The 20,062-nt window shown below is 45.1% G+C and carries 23 protein-coding genes; 4 read left to right on the top strand and 19 right to left on the bottom strand.

Translation table 11 applies throughout. From position 1 onward, the window contains the following. Nucleotides 1-120: 120 nt before the first annotated feature. A complete protein-coding gene (locus ACJJI6_RS22700; RefSeq protein WP_475712121.1) occupies nt 121-633 on the bottom strand; it encodes a CinA family protein in 513 nt (170 codons plus the stop codon). 709 nt (nt 634-1,342) lie between these two features. Between ACJJI6_RS22700 and ACJJI6_RS22695 the strand changes: the two genes are divergently transcribed. Both ACJJI6_RS22695 and ACJJI6_RS22690 read left to right on the top strand, forming a co-directional pair. Further along, complete coding sequence (locus tag ACJJI6_RS22695; RefSeq protein WP_475712120.1) at nt 1,343-3,391, top strand: glycoside hydrolase family 16 protein; 2,049 nt, start codon at nt 1,343-1,345, stop codon at nt 3,389-3,391. A gap of 518 nt (nt 3,392-3,909) precedes the next feature. Next, nucleotides 3,910-6,642, top strand: a complete 2,733-nt coding sequence (locus ACJJI6_RS22690; RefSeq protein WP_475712119.1) for a discoidin domain-containing protein — start codon at nt 3,910-3,912, stop codon at nt 6,640-6,642. Nucleotides 6,643-6,805: 163 nt separating this feature from the next. On the opposite strand, the gene ACJJI6_RS22685 is transcribed toward ACJJI6_RS22690, so the two are convergent. Then, entirely contained in the window at nt 6,806-7,240 is a 435-nt protein-coding gene (locus tag ACJJI6_RS22685) for a GNAT family N-acetyltransferase (RefSeq protein WP_475712118.1), read from the bottom strand. A 31-nt stretch (nt 7,241-7,271) separates the two neighbouring features. On the opposite strand from ACJJI6_RS22685, the gene ACJJI6_RS22680 reads away from it, so the two are divergent. Further along, nucleotides 7,272-7,877, top strand: a complete 606-nt coding sequence (locus ACJJI6_RS22680; RefSeq protein ID WP_475712117.1) for a tRNA-uridine aminocarboxypropyltransferase — start codon at nt 7,272-7,274, stop codon at nt 7,875-7,877. 42 nt (nt 7,878-7,919) lie between these two features. On the opposite strand, the gene ACJJI6_RS22675 is transcribed toward ACJJI6_RS22680, so the two are convergent. The 3 genes from ACJJI6_RS22675 to ACJJI6_RS22665 all read right to left on the bottom strand — a co-directional run bounded on the left by ACJJI6_RS22675 (nt 7,920) and on the right by ACJJI6_RS22665 (nt 9,838). Then, nucleotides 7,920-8,690, bottom strand: coding sequence for a sulfite exporter TauE/SafE family protein (locus tag ACJJI6_RS22675; RefSeq protein WP_475712116.1), 771 nt, complete (start codon nt 8,688-8,690; stop codon nt 7,920-7,922). A gap of 3 nt (nt 8,691-8,693) precedes the next feature. After that, the gene (locus ACJJI6_RS22670) at nt 8,694-9,482 is read right to left on the bottom strand and encodes a TauD/TfdA family dioxygenase (RefSeq protein ID WP_282933761.1); all 789 of its coding nucleotides are present in this window, start codon (nt 9,480-9,482) and stop codon (nt 8,694-8,696) included. 140 nt (nt 9,483-9,622) lie between these two features. Then, complete coding sequence (locus ACJJI6_RS22665; RefSeq protein ID WP_445355896.1) at nt 9,623-9,838, bottom strand: hypothetical protein; 216 nt, start codon at nt 9,836-9,838, stop codon at nt 9,623-9,625. Between the two features lie 193 nt (nt 9,839-10,031). Here ACJJI6_RS22665 and ACJJI6_RS22660 point away from each other — a divergent pair, with 193 nt between their 5' ends. Continuing rightward, nucleotides 10,032-10,700 carry a FecR family protein gene (locus ACJJI6_RS22660; protein ID WP_444958382.1) on the top strand — a complete coding sequence of 223 codons (669 nt, stop codon included), beginning with the start codon at nt 10,032-10,034 and terminating at the stop codon, nt 10,698-10,700. 269 nt (nt 10,701-10,969) lie between these two features. On the opposite strand, the gene ACJJI6_RS22655 is transcribed toward ACJJI6_RS22660, so the two are convergent. From ACJJI6_RS22655 to ACJJI6_RS22590, 14 genes are all read right to left on the bottom strand, one after another. Next, nucleotides 10,970-12,910, bottom strand: a complete 1,941-nt coding sequence (locus tag ACJJI6_RS22655) for a hypothetical protein (protein WP_475712115.1) — start codon at nt 12,908-12,910, stop codon at nt 10,970-10,972. Between the two features lie 325 nt (nt 12,911-13,235). Beyond that, nucleotides 13,236-13,424 carry a CPCC family cysteine-rich protein gene (locus ACJJI6_RS22650; protein WP_475712114.1) on the bottom strand — a complete coding sequence of 63 codons (189 nt, stop codon included), beginning with the start codon at nt 13,422-13,424 and terminating at the stop codon, nt 13,236-13,238. A gap of 116 nt (nt 13,425-13,540) precedes the next feature. Next, a complete protein-coding gene (locus ACJJI6_RS22645) occupies nt 13,541-13,921 on the bottom strand; it encodes a hypothetical protein (protein ID WP_475712113.1) in 381 nt (126 codons plus the stop codon). Between the two features lie 168 nt (nt 13,922-14,089). Beyond that, nucleotides 14,090-14,500, bottom strand: a complete 411-nt coding sequence (locus ACJJI6_RS22640; protein ID WP_475712112.1) for a hypothetical protein — start codon at nt 14,498-14,500, stop codon at nt 14,090-14,092. Nucleotides 14,501-14,568: 68 nt separating this feature from the next. Further along, on the bottom strand, nt 14,569-14,886 hold the full coding sequence (locus tag ACJJI6_RS22635) for a hypothetical protein (RefSeq protein ID WP_475712111.1): 318 nt from the start codon (nt 14,884-14,886) through the stop codon (nt 14,569-14,571). 105 nt (nt 14,887-14,991) lie between these two features. Continuing rightward, nucleotides 14,992-15,537, bottom strand: a complete 546-nt coding sequence (locus tag ACJJI6_RS22630; protein ID WP_475712110.1) for a hypothetical protein — start codon at nt 15,535-15,537, stop codon at nt 14,992-14,994. 113 nt (nt 15,538-15,650) lie between these two features. Beyond that, nucleotides 15,651-16,238, bottom strand: coding sequence for an IS3 family transposase (locus ACJJI6_RS22625; RefSeq protein WP_475712109.1), 588 nt, complete (start codon nt 16,236-16,238; stop codon nt 15,651-15,653). 263 nt (nt 16,239-16,501) lie between these two features. Continuing rightward, nucleotides 16,502-16,708 carry a DUF6334 family protein gene (locus ACJJI6_RS22620; RefSeq protein ID WP_507021915.1) on the bottom strand — a complete coding sequence of 69 codons (207 nt, stop codon included), beginning with the start codon at nt 16,706-16,708 and terminating at the stop codon, nt 16,502-16,504. A 12-nt stretch (nt 16,709-16,720) separates the two neighbouring features. Beyond that, nucleotides 16,721-16,912: a hypothetical protein gene (locus tag ACJJI6_RS22615; RefSeq protein ID WP_475712108.1), complete on the bottom strand. Its 192-nt coding sequence runs from the start codon at nt 16,910-16,912 to the stop codon at nt 16,721-16,723. 42 nt (nt 16,913-16,954) lie between these two features. After that, entirely contained in the window at nt 16,955-17,797 is an 843-nt protein-coding gene (locus ACJJI6_RS22610; protein ID WP_475713476.1) for an IS3 family transposase, read from the bottom strand. An 11-nt stretch (nt 17,798-17,808) separates the two neighbouring features. Continuing rightward, a complete protein-coding gene (locus tag ACJJI6_RS22605; protein WP_444926030.1) occupies nt 17,809-18,117 on the bottom strand; it encodes a transposase in 309 nt (102 codons plus the stop codon). A 145-nt stretch (nt 18,118-18,262) separates the two neighbouring features. Continuing rightward, entirely contained in the window at nt 18,263-18,601 is a 339-nt protein-coding gene (locus ACJJI6_RS22600) for a hypothetical protein (RefSeq protein ID WP_444911325.1), read from the bottom strand. A gap of 617 nt (nt 18,602-19,218) precedes the next feature. Next, the gene (locus ACJJI6_RS22595) at nt 19,219-19,506 is read right to left on the bottom strand and encodes a hypothetical protein (RefSeq protein ID WP_444911324.1); all 288 of its coding nucleotides are present in this window, start codon (nt 19,504-19,506) and stop codon (nt 19,219-19,221) included. A gap of 143 nt (nt 19,507-19,649) precedes the next feature. Continuing rightward, a complete protein-coding gene (locus ACJJI6_RS22590; protein WP_475712107.1) occupies nt 19,650-20,000 on the bottom strand; it encodes a hypothetical protein in 351 nt (116 codons plus the stop codon). Between the last annotated feature and the right edge of the window lie 62 nt (nt 20,001-20,062).

The following is a 20,062-nucleotide window of genomic DNA, read 5'->3' as shown; positions in this document are numbered from 1 at the left end:
TACTGTATAGGCAACCAGTAATTCCACATACTGAGTACCAGCTTCAGGCTGAGCGAGTCACGCCTCAAAAAGAAGCCTAAAGCTGGGGCAAACGAACAAAGATTGACCCGGCGGACAAGTTCAAACCGGGTGCTCACGGACAATCCTTAACATTCCCTTCAGCGCCTCAACAACCGTCTGCGATTGCACCTCTGCCCGGTTACCACTAAACAGAAAACACTTCGCATCAATCTGCACTGGCTCTTGCCCCTCCGCATGGGCCCAGGCAATCCAAACCGTACCTACCGGCTTCTCGGCAGTGCCACCATCAGGCCCGGCGATACCACTGACCGCAACGGCGAGATTGGCATCCATCATCGCCAGAACCCCACAAGCCATCTGCCGGGCGACCGGCTCACTCACTGCCCCAAACTGCTTGAGATCATTGCTGTCGACACCCAGAACACCGTTCTTGATACGATTCGCATAGCTCACGATCGATCCATCAAACCAATTCGAAGCACCCGCATTAGAGGTAATAGCCGCCGCAATCGCACCACCGGTGCAAGATTCTGCCGACGTCACACGCCAATCTCTCTTTTCCAGCTCCCCGCCCAACTCTCTGGCAAGCTCAGTTATCTCTCTGTATTCCACCGTCTCTTCCTATTCAACCGCTCCTGGGCCACAACCAAATATTACAGCACAGAAGCGGGCTCTTATTCTGGGTGCCGACCTGCGGCAATCTTGCAAATTCCATTTTAAGTAAGCTGCCCCATACCGAATATACAACTGCCCCTCAGTGGTGAAGCCGCAACCCCTTTAAAAACTCAATCCACGCCGACTGCACACCGGCGCCGACACCAAAAGATAAATCTCACGCTGTCGAAGCGCTCGCAAGCGGCGCCAGCACTCTAGAAAATAAAACTACCTATGGGAGCCAGGTTGCCAACTCTAATTTCCGCCGCCGGCCCACCTTCAAATTAGAATTTAAATTTTAAAAGGGGTCTTAAATCAGCAAATAATTTCAAGCGGGCAACCCAATAAGCAACAACAAATTTAAAAATAAAAACGTAAACAATGTAAAAACACATTAATACGCACTGGCTGATTCTAATTTTAAAGCAGAAAAGTTTTGTATATGCGATAAGTTGGACCAGTCTCACGATAAAGGGCCCGGGCTTTCCCTATGCAACAATCGGCTTTTTGTTAGTCTGTTACTGCTGTACTGAATATATAAATATCACAATAAAAAAGCAGATAAATCCCCAAGCCCAACAAGCATTAATCATCGTGGCAGATCACCGCCATTATAAAAACACAATGAAGTTGGCACCCCCATAGATAATCAAAGAAAGACAAAATCATGAATTTAAAGAAATCAGCGATCGCGGCTGCTATTGTAGGCGCCTGTGTGTCCTCACTTGCCAATTCAAAAACTTTGGTCTGGGAAGATAATTTCGACGGCGACAGTATTGATAAGTCCGTTTGGACTTACGATGTGGGCAACTCAGGCTGGGGTAACAATGAGCTGCAAACCTACACCGATGATAGCGCCAATGCCTATGTCGAAGATGGCAACCTTATTATTCAAGCACTGCAAAACGACGACGGCAGTTTTACTTCTGCCCGCCTGAAATCCCTGGGTCGTATGACTTATAAATACGGCACCATTGAAGCCCGCATTAAATTACCCGACCTGGATGCCGGATTGTGGCCCGCCTTCTGGCAGCTGGGTGGCGACTACGGCCAAGTGGGCTGGCCCGCTTGCGGCGAACTGGATATTCTTGAGGCAGGCATGGCAGATGCGCTCAACGCCGGCACGGTCAACTCAGAGGTTTCTGGCGCTTTTCATTGGCAGTATGAATCCGATGAAGGTATAAACTACACAGCGGACTACGGCCTATCAAAAAATCTAGTTGACGATTTCGGCCTCAGCACAGACCTTACTGAGGACTACCATATTTTCGGCATGACCTGGACCCCGGACAGCATCATTATGTGGGTCGACGACGAAGCCAATGAAATCATCAGCTTCAACACTGAACCCGAGGATAGACCCGAGACGCTAGATGAATTCCGCCAGCACAACTTCCTGATTCTAAACCTGGCGGTAGGTGGCAAATTCCCGGGGATTTATGCCAATAGCGACGTCACTGCCCCCATGCCCGCCAAAATGTATGTGGACTATGTTCGCATCTACGATAACGACGACAGCAGCTACAGCACAGAAATCTCCCTGGCAAAAGACACTGCCAAAACAGGTGATATCGGCGTATTTTCCGAGGGCAGTAACCTCTCCGAATCCCTGGAGCTCGGCACCGATACCGAGCTGTATGTCTGGAACCAGAACAGCATGTCAGCTACTGTCAGCGCCGAAGCTGCCGAGGGTGATGAAGCCCTGGAGTTTGATATTACCGCTGGTGAATGGTTCGGTATGGGTTTCTGGATGCACTATGACCTAAACCTAATGAACTACGAAAACGGTCATCTCAATTTCAAAATGAAAACCACCAGCAGCCAAACTATCGGCATTGGTATTTCCAGTACTGGTGGCGGAGATGCCTGGGTAGACCTGATGGATGGTGATAGTACCTACGGCCTGGAGCGCGATGGCGAATGGCATCAGGTAAGTATTCCCCTGAGTAAATTGGGAGTGGACTTCAACACTATCAGTCAGGCATTTATGATTCGAGGTGATGCCGCCTCTGAAGATTTTGTCCTATCCATTGACGATATCTACTTTAGCGAAAGTGTGGAAAAAACAGCCCCGACCGATGTCTTTTCTCTCTACACCGAAACTACAGAGGCCAATTCAACTTTTACACTGGGAACTGATGGCAACCTGTATATTTGGGGCGATACCCTGTTGGAGGCCACACAAACCCCATTCGAAGGTGAAGAATCCCTCTCCTATTATTCCTCCGGGGCCGGCTGGTTCGGAATGGCATTTACTGCCGACAGCTACTACGATCTATCCGCTTTCGATAATGATACTGCAACACTGAATTTCGCCCTGAGAACCAGCTCAGATACCACCTTTAAGATTGGCATGAAGAGTGGTAGCGTCAACGATATTGGCCAACAGTGGATTGAGTTTACCAGCGGTTCCGATCCTTATGAATTCGCACGGGATGGCGAGTGGCATCAGGTATCAATCCCCGTTTCTGATTTCAGTAATGAAGTAGATATGTCAAATGTTATCCAACTATTTGAGCTACTGGGCGTTGATGGAGATATCAGCGATATTGAAATTGACGATATCTATTTCTCCGGCGGAAGCTCAGACAGCGATAGTAATGACAACTGTCGTCCACACCCCCACAAGTGCCGCCCTCATCATAAAAGGCACAAGCATCGCCATGGGAACTGCATCCCGCCTGCACGATGCGTACAGGGACCCCGTAGACATTAAAAATACAAGGGCGCCGCTAAATAGCAGCGCCCTTTTCTTTTTTACGCCACCCAATTTTTTCACCAGCATCAAAACCCGCCCTGTCTGCCGGCAGATATTATCTTTTAAAGATATGATCCTGTGTGAGGGGAAGCACAACAACAATAAATCCAGATTAAATTTGCTTGCACTTTTGCCCAACACAGAAAGATCAAAAACAGAATTCCCGCACAAAACACTTGCAAACAAAAACACAAAAAGGAATTTATTTTCTTGTAAAAAAATTACAAGAAAATAATTTTTCAAGTGTATGCGACAAGCAGGACTACAACTACGATAAGGGGGCCAGATTCGCTTTCCTGTGGAACAATCGTTTTGCTAGGCTTTGCCCGTGATCAGCATCTGCTTTTCGCGTGAATTTTAGGCAATTACAATTTAAGTAATCTGTATTCATTAAATCCACAAGCAACATTTGACTGAGTCACACCATTCCTATCAGGCGTTTTATTCTCATAAATAATTAACAACGAAAGAAAATTATGATTATTAAAAAATCAGCGATAGCCGCAGCTATTGTCGGCACCTTTGTGTCCTCAATAGCCAATGCAAAAACTTTGGTCTGGGAAGATAATTTTGACGGAGACACTATCGACACCTCCGTCTGGACCTACGATGTTGGCAACTCCGGCTGGGGTAACAACGAGTTACAAAATTATACCGATGATAGCGACAACGCTTATGTCGAAGACGGCAACCTGATTATTCAGGCCGTACAGGGAAGCGACGGCAGTTTTACTTCCGCTCGCCTAAAGTCTCTCGGGCGTCTGTCCTACAAATACGGAACCATTGAAGCTCGAATTAAATTGCCGGATTTGGATGCGGGACTATGGCCAGCATTCTGGCAACTGGGCAGCGACTACGGTCAAGCCGGCTGGCCTGCCTGTGGCGAACTGGATATTCTCGAAGCGGGTATGGCCGAAGCGCTAGAAGCCGGCATCGTAAATTCTGAAATTTCCGGAGCCTTCCACTGGTGGCACGAGTCCGACGACTACACCGGGCAAGCAGATTATGGTGTATCGCAAAACCTGGCTGAGGACTTTGGTTCCAGCTCCGACCTCACTGAGGATTACCATATCTTCGGCATGACCTGGACACCCGATAGCATCGTTATGTGGGTGGATGACGAATCCAACCAAATCGCAGCTTTGACGGATACCAGTGATTCCGCATTCGATGAATTTCGACAGCATAACTTTTTAATTCTCAACCTGGCAGTAGGTGGCATCTTCCCGCAGATCTATGACAACAGCGAGATCACTGCCCCAATGCCCGCCAAGATGTATGTTGACTACGTACGTATCTACGACAACGATGACAGTAGCTACAGCACCGAACTCTCCCTGGCTGCCGATACCGCAAAAAGCGGCAACCTGGGCGTGTTCGGGGACAGCAGCGATATTTCCGAATCCCTGACGTTTGGAACTGATATCGAGCTCTACGTCTGGAACAATATGGAAAGCCAATCCAGCGTCGATGAGAGTGATGCCCTGGAGTTCCAAATCGATACCGGCGAATGGTATGGCATGGGTGTATGGATGCACTACGACCTGAATTTGATGAACTATCAAAATGGTCACCTGAACTTCCGCATGAAAACCACTAGCGAAGAGACTATCGGCATCGGTATTAACAGTACCAGCGGTGGTGAGTCCTGGGTGGACCTGAGCGTAGAAGGCGATACTTTTGGCCTGGAACGGGATGGGCAATGGCACGAGGTGAGTATCCCCCTGAGCAAATTTGGGGTGGACTACAACACCATTAGCCAGGCATTTATGGTACGCGGCGATGGACCGTCAGAAGCCTTCACCCTGTCCATTGACGATATTTACTTTAGTGAGAGCGTCGAAAAAACCACGCCAAGCGGCACCTTCTCCCTTTACAGTGAAAACACCGAGGCCGACTCCAGTTTCGAACTGGGCACTGATGGCAATCTGTATATCTGGGGCGAAACCCTGATCGAGACTTCTCCTTCCCCCTACGAAGGCTCTGAATCCCTGTCCTACACCTCCGCAGGTGCTGGCTGGTTTGGCATGGCTTTCACTGCTGACTATTACTACGACATGTCAGCCTTCGACAACGATACCGCCACGCTCAATTTTGCTTTGAAAAGCAGCTCCACCACGACCTTTAAGATCGGCATGAAGAGCGGCAGCATTGACGATGTAGAACAGAAGTGGATTGACTTTGCCAATGGCGCCGATCCCTACGGTTTCGCACGGGATGGCCAGTGGCACCAGATCTCTATCCCCGTAAGCGACTTCAGTGACGAAGTAGACATGTCTAACGTGGTTCAACTATTCGAGCTTCTAGGCGTGGATGGAGAAATTAGCGATATCGAGATCGACAATATCTACTTCTCTGGCGGTACTGGCGGCAACGATGACTCCGGTGACGATTCCGATAGTGGAGGCGACGAGGACGACGGCGAAGGCTCTGGCGATAGCGGTGAAGCTGGCAGCCAGGACCTAATTGCACAAGCTACCGTCACCGCCAGCAACGAAATCCAGCCCATCGCAAATGCAGTTGATGATAACAACAGCACCCGCTGGGAAAGCGCCCATGGCGGTGACTCAGTATGGGTACTACTGGACCTGGGTGAGGCAGAAGCTCTGAACACCCTGACAATCGACTGGGAAACAGCCAACGCTGCAACCTATGCGGTCCAAGGCAGTAACGACACTATTTCCTGGACCACACTGGCCAGCTTTAGTGGTGGTAGCGCCGGAGAGAGAACCGATGAGCACTCCCTAAGTGGAAGCTATCGATATGTGCGCCTGTACTTCACTGAGCGCAGCACAAGCTATGGCCACTCCATCTGGGAGCTGGGCTTAACCGGTGGCGACGGTCAGGCTTCAAGTATCTCTGCAACCTCTGAACTGCAAGGTGCTGAACTGGCAATCGACGGAGATAGCAATACCCGCTGGGAGAGCGCCCACGGTGTAGACAATGTCAGCCTGACTTATGACTTGGGCTCTGTACAGTCCATTGGCACCCTCAATATCGACTGGGAAACTGCCAATGCGGCTGCCTACACTCTGCTCGGCAGTACCGATGGTAGCAACTGGACAACTGTTGAGTCATTTTCTGGAATGGGAACCGGTGAACGCACCGACGCAATCACCGTAGAGGGAAACTACCGTTACCTGAAGATTGACTGCACCGAACGCAATACCGTGTACGGCTACTCCATTTGGGAAATTAGCACTTACTAATAGCAGCTAGGTAGTAGCAACTCGGGCAGCACTTTTACAGTGCTGCCCTACCTATAATTTGTCCCCGAAAGAACTAAAATTCCAAAACTAGAGGTACTACACACCTTTTCACAGTAATTCTTTCTAATTCAAAGCCAACCTGAAAATAATAACCTTCCCAAGGCTAACGGTAGACCATCGCCAGAATCGAGCGCCCCTGCTTTACGTAACTACGGAATAAATCCCCAACAGGGCCACTTAACTCATTCACTTCAACCCTCTCAAACCCCAAAGAGGAGTAAAAAGGCTCCAGGTGGTCGTAGGGAAATGTATAGGTGTCACTATCAAAACGTTCAGCAAGGAGCGTCAACAGCTGCCTTGCAACACCCTGCCCTTGATGATCTGGTGCAACAGCAACTCCGGCCAGGAGCTTAAAGCTCTCATAGCGCCGCAAATAACCGCAGGCAATCACCTCCCCCCGTTCGCCGCGCACTATCCCGCAGTCCTCATGGCGTTTGGCTTTGCCACGAAATCCATACATGCGATAAAATTTGTTCGCTAGCGGAATCTCTATATCTGCCAGCCACTGAACACTATTAGAAGGCTGCGTTTTCGCCATAAACCTGCCCCTGTACCCCTGAAGTAGAAAAATGCCCAGAAAGACCTGTAGCACCTGCCTGCGTCCGCCCAATGTCTGCTACTGCAGTGCGTTGGTGAGCCTGGCTAATACCATAAAAGTGGTGATCATACAGCACCCACAAGAAGAGAAGCACCCGTTCAATACCGGGCGTATGGCGAACCTGTGTTTAAATAACAGTGAAATGCTTATTTCTGAAACTCTTCCTAATCAACAGTTGGAAAGGCTACTCGATACACCCAGCGCTCTACTCTATCCGTCACTGTCATGGCTACCCCAAACACCTCGATTAGCTGAAGGGAATAATATCCCTAGCCACCAGAATCAGCTGGAAACGATTGAACAGCTAATTGTTATTGATGCGACTTGGAAAAAATCTAAAAAGATTCTCCACCTGAATCCCAAGCTACAACAGCTTCCAAGAGTCAATCTCAGTGGGGACTTGAAATCCAACTACGCTATTCGGAAAACCACCGTTGCGGATGGTCTGTCTACCATTGAAAGTATTGCCTTGGCTATGGCTCAACTTGAAGATAAAAATGAGTATTCCAAGCTTCTGCAACCATTTGAAAAGATGATTAGCCTGCAACAGCAGAGCTATTCAGTAGAGCCAACTTAGGGCATTTGGTTGTCACAGTCAGTGAGACATCAAGCAGAGAGCCTAAACAATTACTCCATCAGGAAATATCAAATTAGAAACCCCCTGATAGGTCAGCACGCACATAAAAATTGATAAGGCATATCGAATAATCGATCGATATCGCTCTTCATCAATCCTCGATTGAAGCTTAAATCCGATAATTAGTCCAAAATATGCAAATACGGTAATTGCAGATAGCGACATCAACTCCAAATCATCAAAACTCAAGTAAACTGAAAGTACAGAAAGCTGTATCAGCTTGCCAATCAAGAAACAAATATTGGAAATAAAGATTACTTCCTTTGATGATCTGGCAACTTCCAATAAGTAAATCATCAGTAGAGGCGCAATCGCATTAGTCGCGCCACCAATCACCCCAGCCAAGCCGCCCATAATGACAGGGAAAAGTACTGGCCGACTGGAGAATTTGGACAGATAACCCCTTAAACGATTGGAAAACAGGTAAATCAAGATTGATACCGCTAGTAACAACTTGAGAATATCCGGGTTTGCCCAGGTTAACAGCCATGTTCCGGTAAGGCTTCCAAGAGACACCAATAATATTACTAAACTATATTTAGAAAAATTAATCCTATAATCTCGGCACTTATAAAGGCTGGATATAATTACCAAAAGCGACGGCAAGATGGTTAACACCACTGCCGTTTTCAAATCATAAGTAAGTGCCAGAATAGGCGTCGCAAGCATTGGGAAACCAAATCCCAATGCTCCGTGAGCCATACCTGCTACCAAAATAAGCAACAACCCAACTATAACTATCTCTATGACCACCCGTTAAGCAACCCTCGATATAGCAGGCATATTAAAACGTATTCGTTTAAGGTGCCTTTTCCTATCCTTAATTCCTGTTCTTGCGTGAAGGTATCGTCGATTATCCAATAACAATATCTGATTATTATTCAACCTAACCTTAAACATATTATGTGGCAACGATATTTTTAGCTCCAGCTCACGTAAAGCATCAAGCTCATCTGAAGAGCAATACTCACGCTCGATAATATCATACCTGTATCTGAAACCATGGCTCTCATCAATTAAGGATGCCTCTATAAACTCAGACGACTTGCGAAACTCTTCAGGAACACGCAGTTTAAACTTACTACTTGAAAGCACCTGGAAAGTTTTATCGGAGAGGCTCTCGATTATCCTGTCGGCACAGACAAGAATATTTTCTCCGCCTCCATGCATATCAGCGTGCACAACGAAGAGACCAAAGTAGCCAGGCATCTCCGATTCAAAAGCACCGTCATTGTGCAAGAAGAATTCTCTATCACTATGAGATATAGCCAATGCCTCATCGCCTGTCTCACCACCAATCCTCACATCCCAAACCGTTCGCCCCATAGAATCATGCTCATGTACCAACCCAATGGTATTGACAATATCCTCCATCACTTCAGCAGAATCATCAGAAAATTTGAGATGGATAAGCGCAATCCCCTTTTTAAACAGGGCTATTTTGTAACTTTCATACTCTATGTCCGAACAGGACCCAAGTTCAAAGCAGCAGTAACTTGGGACTCTAAGTGGCATGGCATGCGATGAAAAATAGAGTGACGACATTTTCAGCTCCCTTGATGAACAATTCCTTTACGATTCCCACAATATGAACTTCTACCCACAAGATAAAAGGAGCAATCTTTATGCCAAATATCACACATGTACCAAACTCATACGTCTCCAACTTTAGTCCCTGATGGCGTTTAAAGCTCTTTTACATCGAAATAGTAAGTGTCCCCGTGGAAACTCTCTGAATCGCCTATCACAAAGTAACCCAGGCCCCCTAATAAGCCCCCTGTTTTTTCACAAAACAGCAACAATCCCCGGTTCAGGCCAAGATAACCTACCTCCAAACAGATAAAATTTATCGTAGTACGGAAAAACCACAGTGAAATATCTTTACCATTTAATAAAATCACAACAAATCCCCCTTAAAAAAGAAAAGAAAGCGTCGCAAGATAAGAGCCAGTATCGGAGATAAGCATGCCCTATTAATTCTCCAATTAGGTGGAATAATAAAAAGTCAGGCGCTAACAATAAAATATATAAAGCGAACTAAGGTCCCAGTTATAAGGACCAATTCTGCTTTCGAGCCAAGCCGAGGGGAAAAGTATGGAAGATTTAAAGACACGGGAGCCATTTAAATGCCGTTACCAAACAGCTCCCAAGGAAATATCTAAACAAACCCTCCCCGATGGCAGCCATATAAAGTTGAGCGCCACAACTAAAGTACTCGTCAATTATTCAGAGACACGCAGACGCATACGTCTATTAAATGGGGAGGCCCAAATAAGTATTTGTAAAGAGGTAACCTGGCCATTTATAGTAGAATCACGACAAGCATTGATCCGTACACATAAAGCCACTTTCAATATTGACCAGCGATATGGAGTAACAGAAGTCACTGTTCTCGAAGGGAATATCACTGTCAGCCCGATAAAACAAAATAAAAATCGCGCCGAAATAAAGAAAGGGGAGATGCTCAAAGTAACTGAGCACAACACCGGTGCAATCAAAGATTTTGAGGTTTCCAGCTATAAGGATTGGGGAAGTGGATTTACAAAGGCTGATAACATCAGATTAACAGAACTCCTAATATCGCTAAATCGCTTTACAAATACCCCACTTGTGACGAGAGACCAGAACACTAGTAGACTACTTGTTAGTGGAGTTTATGACCTGAATCATATAGAAGATACCGTCCTCTGTCTGAGCAAATTTTATAACCTGAAAGTCACAAAAGAAGAGTCTCACACAGTGCTAGAGTTGCTTCCAGAATAATAACCTAGCTTGTTAAATACCAACAAAAGTGGTCCTGTGTACCTAACAATAAAGATAAAACAGTACTTTTCTGTAATTCTACCAGCAAATACGGTCAATCTTAGGGGCTCAGTATTACTAAAAATACGTAATTTGCTAGCCTAGTACCCTCAGCTGGCAAGGGGTACCAGGAATTCTCTTTCTGGTCCAGAGACTCCGAACCTTGCCAGCTTTTTTATCACTTTCACTCAAAGTAAGTGACAGTAGAGCCAAAGAAAAGGCTGTAAATCCTACTCAACCGTGTCCTTATCTTCTTGCCTCAAATAACCAGCCGCATTTTCATCCTGAGCTAATTGTCCCTGTTCTGTCATTGGCAGAGCGCGACTTTGCTGATTAACAGCATGAATATTCGAAGTGTTTTCCAAGTCTCTGCTGCTTGTAATGGAGGCAATAGACTCTCTATCTTTCAAGAAACTAATTACGTCATCCCTGATTTCAGATAAGTCGCGTTCAGACTTGTGCATTTCAAGTATATGCCTTGGATACTCCAAGTTTCTCATGCCAGATGCGGCAAATGTACTTGAGACAACCCTGGTTACTATCACCCAAGGCGTAATCGAGCTTCTGACTAGTACATTTTCAGAACGAGTACTGTCGTGTATTCCAGTGCCCGTTGAGATCTTAGATTCAGTGAATGTCCCTTCGCATTTAAAATACACCAATAGTGATTCAAACTGCATCTCAGCAAAGAAGATATGTGCCGCATTGACCAACAAGCGAGCAAATGTATTAAGAATAAATCCTATCAATAGCAGGTGAATTAGCGTCATACAGAGAGCGCCGCCTGCTGAAATATACTGTTCTAGCAGAGCTAAGCGGCCAGCTTCCTCATCTAAGGCGCCAAACTCCTGTTTAATGGCTGTAAGAGATTCCGGCTGAAAGAAGTGAATAACATCAATCAAAGAGTATGCCAGCCAAATAGCTAGCGCAGTAACAACGATATAGAGCCCATTACCTGCGAAAAGACTAATATCGCGAATCAGCTTGAATTTATCACCCAAATTAACAGGACGAACGGTAGGTTGTACTTCCTGTATCATTTCCCCATTGAATGAACCTTTACCATCCACTTGCTCTTCAAGTTTAGGGTCAAGCTCTCTGTAAATACGATTGGGCACTTCCTTATAACGACGATTTGCCATCACAAGGTTATCCAAGTTTATAAAGATTTCCTTCGGGTGAACCGATTCCTGCCAGTTATCCCTTAATTCAGAAACCTCAGTGACCGGGTTTGCAATTTCGCTTCTAAAGCGCAGCATATAGACAACAGCGAAACTACAAGCAGCGCCTACAAATATAACCCCAAGAATATACAAGAACGGGCTAAAGCTCGGTAAAGCCTCAGTCAATACACTGGACACACTGATTATTTCATCTAGGGAAGTAGTACCTTCTCCCTTAAAAGCCTCAACGCCTAAGCTTAACCCCAATCCCAGTAACAGGGGCACCACAATCGAAAATAATATCGTTTTTGCAATACTTCCCCCCGTAAGACTCGCTACACTTTTCTGGGCTTCCCGCGAAATACCTTTACTCGCAGAGTGCCATACAATCAATGTATAAAGTAAAGCGATGGCAGAGTACATCGGGAATAGCTTTTCCCCCATATCACCAGCAAAACCACTGAGACAAATAAAAGCGACAATGACATAAGAGAGCAAGACAGTTAACGTACTTACCCATGCGCCAAACTGTGCCTGAGCCATATTTCGAATGGGGTATGGCATATAAAGCAATTTAGGGAAGATACTGTGTAATACCCGAGCCAAAAAGCCCTTAGGCTCTAGAAAGGTTGGATTCTTACGGCCAACTAACATCTCTTCTAAGCCGGAAGCGGTATAAGCCACTTCATTTTTCTCTTCTGATGCCGTACTCGTTTCAGATTTAGAATGGTTAAAAGCTAATGATACCGGATGATTTCGACCAACAAAGAAGCGCAATAAGGCCAAAATGCCGCCTGATAGAGCCCTGATACCGCCGACCAGCAGGATTGCCCCCATTACGACAAGCACCCAACCACTTACGGGGTCCGACTTTACTTGGCCAGCAGCGGTAAACAGCAAAGTTAGGGCAACAAGAAACTGAACTCCCCCCCTAATTGCGGTAACCCGGCCTTCTTTCTTAAAAGGGTTCTTCAGGCCCAAATCAATCGAGCCGTAATCAAACGCCATAGAGTATCCCCTTAGTACTGGTACTTATGCCTAAAGCCTTAATCTGCTAAAAGAAGATGTACTTCTCAACTCAACGCAGCTTAAGGCTTTCCTGACTATTTTTCACTCACTTTCTATAAAGATACTTGCTATGCACTAGTAAGCTAATTGCAGCCCTCTATGTATTGCATGAATTTCTGTATAATTGGATATTCTTGAAGGCTTGGATAAGGAGTTGTAGGCTGCTCACATATGGCCTGTACAACGCCTAGCCGATAAGTTACCTATACCTGTTCCCAGGCCAGGACATAGAATCGAGTTAATTCTCTCCGGGGAGTTTGATCGATTAAATAGCTGCACAGAGTTTAAGATTGCTCGAAAAACGTAATATGCATTTAGCGTATTGGAAACATCTTCCGGTACGAGCATAGTGCAATGCATCATCTTCCCAGCCACAGACCTTACAAATATCGTATGTGCCTCTAGCAGGCTCATCCAAAGACTTGTAGTCGCAACAAGGGCAAGTATGTTTCACTTATCTTTCCATGATGCATAACGCTCACCACAAGGCGAGCAACTTATTGCGAGTCCAACCCATGCTTTTATGGACGGTTTGCTGATATTTGTTAGGTGCTGCCATCACGAAGTTACCTAAGTTGGCCATACCCATACCTTAGAGGTTGTTAAAGGTAACTTAAGGTCATAGATTGTATCTTTAGCTTTGATTGATACAATTAGTACAAGATTTTTATCAAGCATTAATTTAGGAATAGTTTCTCCGTAGAAATGAATATAACCAGACCCTTTTAGAAAGTTTACTTTTGACTTTGAATCTGGACAGTTCAGATCTATTTCGCCAGCTTCCAGGTTTATGCCGCTCGAGTCCACAAGTTCTGCTGCCATAAGCTGAGCTGGTTGGGGTTCTAAGAAATCGCAACCTAGATAGATTGATAACTGCTCTCGGTTATCTTTTTGGAGATAGCCTGTTCGGACTAAAATTAGTACTCCATTTGCTCTATTTGCTTCTAGCATAGGGTCCTCGAAGTCAAGCGACTTAAAATAACGCTCAGAAGCTTCATTCTGAAATTGTAGAGTTGGTACACAACCTACTAGTGCAATAGATAAAATTAAACAAAGTATTATCTTAAGATGGACGAAATTCATATGGCACCTAACGCTGCCGTAAAGGGCGCGCGTTTTTCAGTGCACCCCATTTGACGGCCTGGTTATACGTAATGGCTTAGCAATATCTACTGCGCATTTTCCATTACCCCAATAAAGAACATTAACTGTTAAACCTTTGAATTCTTTTGGATAGCCCACCAACCAAGCTGAAAAATTGTCACTATCCGTTTGAAACTCTAAAGGAATCGCTAGCGTATGTTTGTCCTTAGTACCTCTATAAATGGTGACGCTATGAACATTGACATCACTCAGACTTTTAGGGCCTCGAATGTCGGCGCTGTATTCAGTGTTATTGACTTTGAAAACACGAACGTCAACAGTACCACTATGATCGCGGTCAGCTTCAGCAGATTTAATACATACGGCATCTGCCCACACATTTGTAGACATCAATACTGAAACTATTATTTTGGCTATTATTTTCATGATTCTATTCGCATAACGCCTTGCGAAGGGGCGAAGTGCGTAGTACTTTGCCCCGCTTGCGCAACTTGTTATATTTCCAGCGCTCCATCTTCTAGAAGTTGTTTCCAGAGATTAAATGCATGCTCTTCAGTTACATTTTCAATTCTTCGACTTTCGATTTCTTCACTCATATCCGCATCACTGTATTTGGTGAAAATTGCGTAGCCACTTGAGAATACTGACAACGACAACAATGGACCATCGTCTGAACCACATTCCACCCATGCATCTGGGTGCTCACCGTCTTTCGATTCAAACAGTTCATTCAAAGTCGATTTCAGGCATTCTTCAGAAGGGCTCTGATACCTCTCTCCGTAGCAAGTTGTAAGATTTGTCCATCTATTCATACGATCTCTCATGAAATATAACGCCCGCCAACACGGGCCAGAGCCGAAAAGCGGCGGAGGTCCAGCAAATGCTTGCATTTGCGATCGTGCTTGGTCTTGTTATTTTTACAACTGCCCGTTGTATACAATGGGCTGCTCAGTAACGCCAATGTCTTTTCGTACGGTGTTTAATAAAGCAAGAGATTTAGCTCTTACTAATTGCCAATCATATCTTGTATCACTATTGATAACGACCAAGAGATAGTCGATTAGATCATCTTGCGCGTCCATAACCTCTTGAGTAGCCATCATAGCAAGGTATCCATATACTTGAATTCTCTTTTCATTAAACAAGGCAAACAGGTTTTCTGCCTCCGCAGTCGATAGTTTTCCATCCTGATATGCTTCAATTGTCGCTAACAGGTTTGCAATGATGTCGATTGCGGATCGATACACGATAATTTTGTCGTTTTGAAACCTCAGAGTTCTTTCTTTGAGTACATCAAGTTCTCTTTTAGTTTTTTCTAAACCTTCAGCCAACTGGTGCTTCTCATTTTCGAGAATCCTACTTGCCCAGACTTTTCCAAGCCAAGACGAAATAGAAATTATTATTACTGAGCTAGCGCCGAATGATGCGATGATCGCTGCTGCAACTTCAAATATGCCTTCCATCTGTAGACACGACCCTTCTTGTAAAAATAACGCCTTGCTCATCGACGAGCCGAAGGCGAGGAAAAAGCCTCCGAAGCCTCCCCCCTTAAAGTAGACGCCACCTTATATTCATCTTATGCGGCCATTCTTTCATATTCATCTGGGCTTTTGAATCCAAGTGAACTATATCTTCTTTTAAAGTTATAGTACCTATAAAGATACCAAGATAAGTTAGTTCTTAGCTCCTCAACGGATTCAAAATTAAACCCTTTGAAACTCAAAGTTTTCAGTGTTTGAAAAAATGACTCTACATACATATTATTATTCATAAACCCTGGACGATTCATGCTCGGCTCAATACCCAATTCTTTGAGTCGGTTTTGGTATGCATAAGCACCGTACTCAGAACCTCGGTCGCAGTGAAATATTAAACCTGATTCTATATTTCTGCGACGGACAGCTTTATTTACCACTGACAGTGTTAGCTCAACATTTCGAGTATCCGACAGCTCCCAACCCAACACTTTCCGGGAGTAAAGATCAATAATCACTGCTAAATATTGCCATTGCCCATTGATCTTCAGATAGGTTACATCACCAGCCCATTGAGAGCCTGGTTTACTCGGCGTACCATGCTCTCTTTGTAAATTTTCAACCTGCTTTATTAGACGTCTTATCTCTTTATCATCGGTTTGAGACTGAGTTTTCGTTGTCTTTGACATACTTATTCTACCACTGGGTTTCTCGACCAGCTTGCCTTCTCTACTTTCCTGTCGCCATCTATACACCATTACTGGATGCAAACCAATAATGTTGGCGATAGTGGTCGTATCCACATTCAATTGATTAGTGAGAGCTACCACTCTAACTTTTAACTCTGTTGAATATTCAACAACCCGCTCTTCACTCAGTATTTTAGTAATTTTTTCCTATCCTATTTAAAAGATAGGTTTCTACGCGGTCCCAGCCGCGTATTTCGCGGCGATTACAACCGCTTGTTATGGCTCTTGGCCACCCTGTACACAATGACTTCGGACCCAATAACCATAAGCTGAACGACAACCTCTTCATCCGATACAGTATTCGCAAAGGAATACTGTAAGCCATCATCATATCCGTTGTGATTATTAAGCTCCCAAACCCACAGAGCCTGTCGGCCTATGGCGAAACTCCACGGCTCTAACTCAGCAATGGGTAAAGCTACTCACTCTCCGCTGGGCGGAGCTTGCTTTATGGATATTTGATCAGTTTCCGGAATAGCTTCATGGAAAACCTTACCGTTTTCAAATACGAGTTCTAAAGAAATAAGCATGTTAATAATGCCGTCGTCTTCGAGGAAATGGCCTACCACATCCTTTAATTTTCCGTACTCATCACAAATAGTGTACGTATCCATACTCTAGAGCCTGGTCCTGCCCACAAAAAGTAGACACTCTAACTATGCGTATTTTCGCTCATACTCTGCTGGACTTACATAGCCCAATGCAGAGTGCCTACGAACCCTATTGTAGAAAATCTCAATGTATTCAAATACCGCTGATTTTGCTTGCTCTTCGCTTTCGAATGTTCCGGCATAGACCAGCTCGACTTTTAGCCTGCTAAAGAATGATTCCATTGCCGCATTATCCCAACAGTTAGCCTGGCGACTCATACTCGGCTTGCACTTACTTTCAGACAAGAGATCCTGGTATTTCTGCGATCGATATTGCACACCCCTGTCAGAGTGAACTATTAGTCCAGGCTTTATTTGTCGTCGCTCTAGGGCCATTTTCAATGCTCGATGTGTCAACTCATCGGTCATCTGGGAGTCAAATGCCCAACCTACAATACGTCGAGAGTACAGATCCATAACTACCGCGAGGTACAACCACCGCTCCAGAACCCAGATATACGTAATGTCACTGGTCCAGCGGCAATTGGGTCGATCCACATCAAAGCAACGCTTAAGTAAGTTAGCGGAGACATTAATGCCCCCCTCTACGGGCTGACTATATCGAAAGCCTTTGCCGCTTCTCGCTTTAATATGTTCCTGTTGCATAAGCTTAGCGACGTAGTTCCGCGAGCATGGCTCACCTAACTCTTGAAGCTCGCAAGCAATTCTAGGCGCGCCATAACGACCTTTAAACTCAACAAACGTCTCTCGGATTTTCTCGATTGTTCGTATCTCTCTAATCGTGCGAGCAGATGGCAATCGCCCCCGCCATCGATAATAACCCGATCTTGAGACTTCTAAACACCGACACATCAAGCTAACCGGGAATGACCCTACATGCTCTTGTATCAGCGCGTACTTTACTCTTGGTGGTTCGCAAAGTACGCAGCTGCCTTTTTTAGAAACTCAACCTCCTGACGAGCTTCATGCAGCTCCTTCTTGAGCTTGCGAACTTCAGCGCTTTCCTGTTTGGAATAGTCGACACCGTCTAAACTATTGAACTGCTTATCAGACAGTCGATTAAATTGACGACGCCAGTTGTAGATCTGCTGTGCGCTGACGCCTAGCTCTCGCGCCACAGAAGCCGTTGTTACTCCAGGCTTTTCCGCTCTCTTAACTGCTTCTCTACGGAACTCCTCCGTATACGCCTGAGTTCTTTTCTTACCCATGATACACCTCCGTGTTAGGCCTAAACCTAACTATACAGGGTGTCTACTAAACGTGGGTAAGTCTTAGTCATAACGCCGTGCACACTGGCAAGCGAAACGCAGTGTAGCTTGTCCGAGCGGCGCAGCCGCGCTGTGCTGCACTTTGTTATGTGTTGACTGAGTTATCATTTAAATACGCTTCTACTTCTAGGCTGATTAGCCCCGGACATCCAGCTTTTAACCAATTCTCGAACTCTTGGTAGCGTGGTGCGTATATTTTACCATTATCATTTACCACGCTTTGTACGAAACCATAGCTGATGACGAATCGCAAATGATCGATAGCACATCCACGCAACTCTTTTTCTTCTAACGTCAGCCTTGTTTCATCACCATCATAATCCCTCAAAGGAATCGTGTATTGGGATTCCTCTAGCAATAGATCAAGAAGGTCCTGTCTTCTTTCACTTTCGTACAAGGCTTTAATTTGGTTCGAATCGATCATGGGTGACCTTACACATAACGTTTTGAGTTGCGGCTGCGCTTTTTGCAGTCCGACAACCTCAACTTGTTAACACTTGGTGTAAAAAGAACGCATAAGACCAAATTAGTGTTCCTACTACGATGAGAGAAAACCCACCCTTTAGATCTAAACTCTTCTTGTAGTAAAACTCAGCTAGTGCGGTTTCCATAAAAGGACTTCTTACCTCGTCCTCAAGAAATGTTAGATCTTGTGGAGAAGGTAGAAAATTTAAAGATCTGTAAGTTGTGAGGTATAGACCAAATAAAGTGACAACACCGCCGCCTGCACCTAACCAGTTAGATTCAAACGATTCTAACCAAAGAATACCGGAGATAGAAATAATGAGTAGAGACAACAAAACAGACACAACAAAAGTAACAGTAGGGGGACTTCTCTTTGGGTTGGGATTCCTCACAGCAATACTCCTTATAGCATTTGGGCCAATTATTGCTCCGATGCTTGTGTAGTGTTAACGCCAAGTTCAGCAGCAGTTTGTGGAGCGGAGCAAATGTATTATAGCGTAGCGACAACACATTTGAGCAGTGGAACAAACTGTCCGTCTGCAACGCCTTGTTAGGCGGCTGCTCCCATAACTCAGTTCAATAATTTTCTTTCTGTGCAATTTCCCACACTTTCAGAAACTCTTCTTCCGTTAATTCTACAAGATCAAACTCTTTCTCAAGACGAGGTATATCTCCCTCAGGAAACTCCGGTTGATCAGTAAAAAAGTATACCTCATTATTTTCGGTGTCAGGTGTCGCCCAAAAATGGCATCCATCGATAACGTAAATTTGCCTCACGATTAGCTGGTCTACAACTTCACAAAGGAATGCACCTTCCTCACCTTCCATGCCCTCAGCATACGATTTATAAAATCTTCGATTCATGGTTTTATTTAACCCTCATCGCCTAACGCCGCCATAAAAGGCCGGAGTTGTATTGGTGGTTTTGCGCTAGCGTAGCGAAAAAGCGCAAAACGAGCAATGCAACGGAGGTCCAGGCCGCTTGCGGCCGATTTTTGATGGCTTTGTTATGAATTTGCTTGCACCACTGAAGATATTGCGAGTGACGGATTACCTTTAAGTGATTTGGCCTGACTAATTTTTAGGAGGCCCAATAGCTCATCAATAACTTTGTGCGCACTGCCACCAAGGCTTTGTAGAGCATCTAGCTCATCCAACGTTGAAACCCATTCAATTAACCGGCAATCGATTTCGATACAGCTTTCGAGAGCTTCCCAAAAGATTGGACGAGCCAAACTCCATGTACCGCATTCAAGAGGAACGCCACCAGATTTCATTCCTTCGAGAATCCCAATAGCTAAAGACGAAACGTAAAAGCTAGCGTTTTCAACTTCCGTTTTTAAGATTAACTCTTTCATCTATTTGAATTCATAACGCCGCCAACACGGGCCGAAATGGAGCAGCGAAGCTGCGGAATGTA

It is taken from the genome of Microbulbifer maximicatervae (SeqCode), assembly GCF_056232625.1.
Note: the sequence above shows the minus strand (reverse complement) of the source record. Positions and strands in the feature narration are given on the sequence as shown.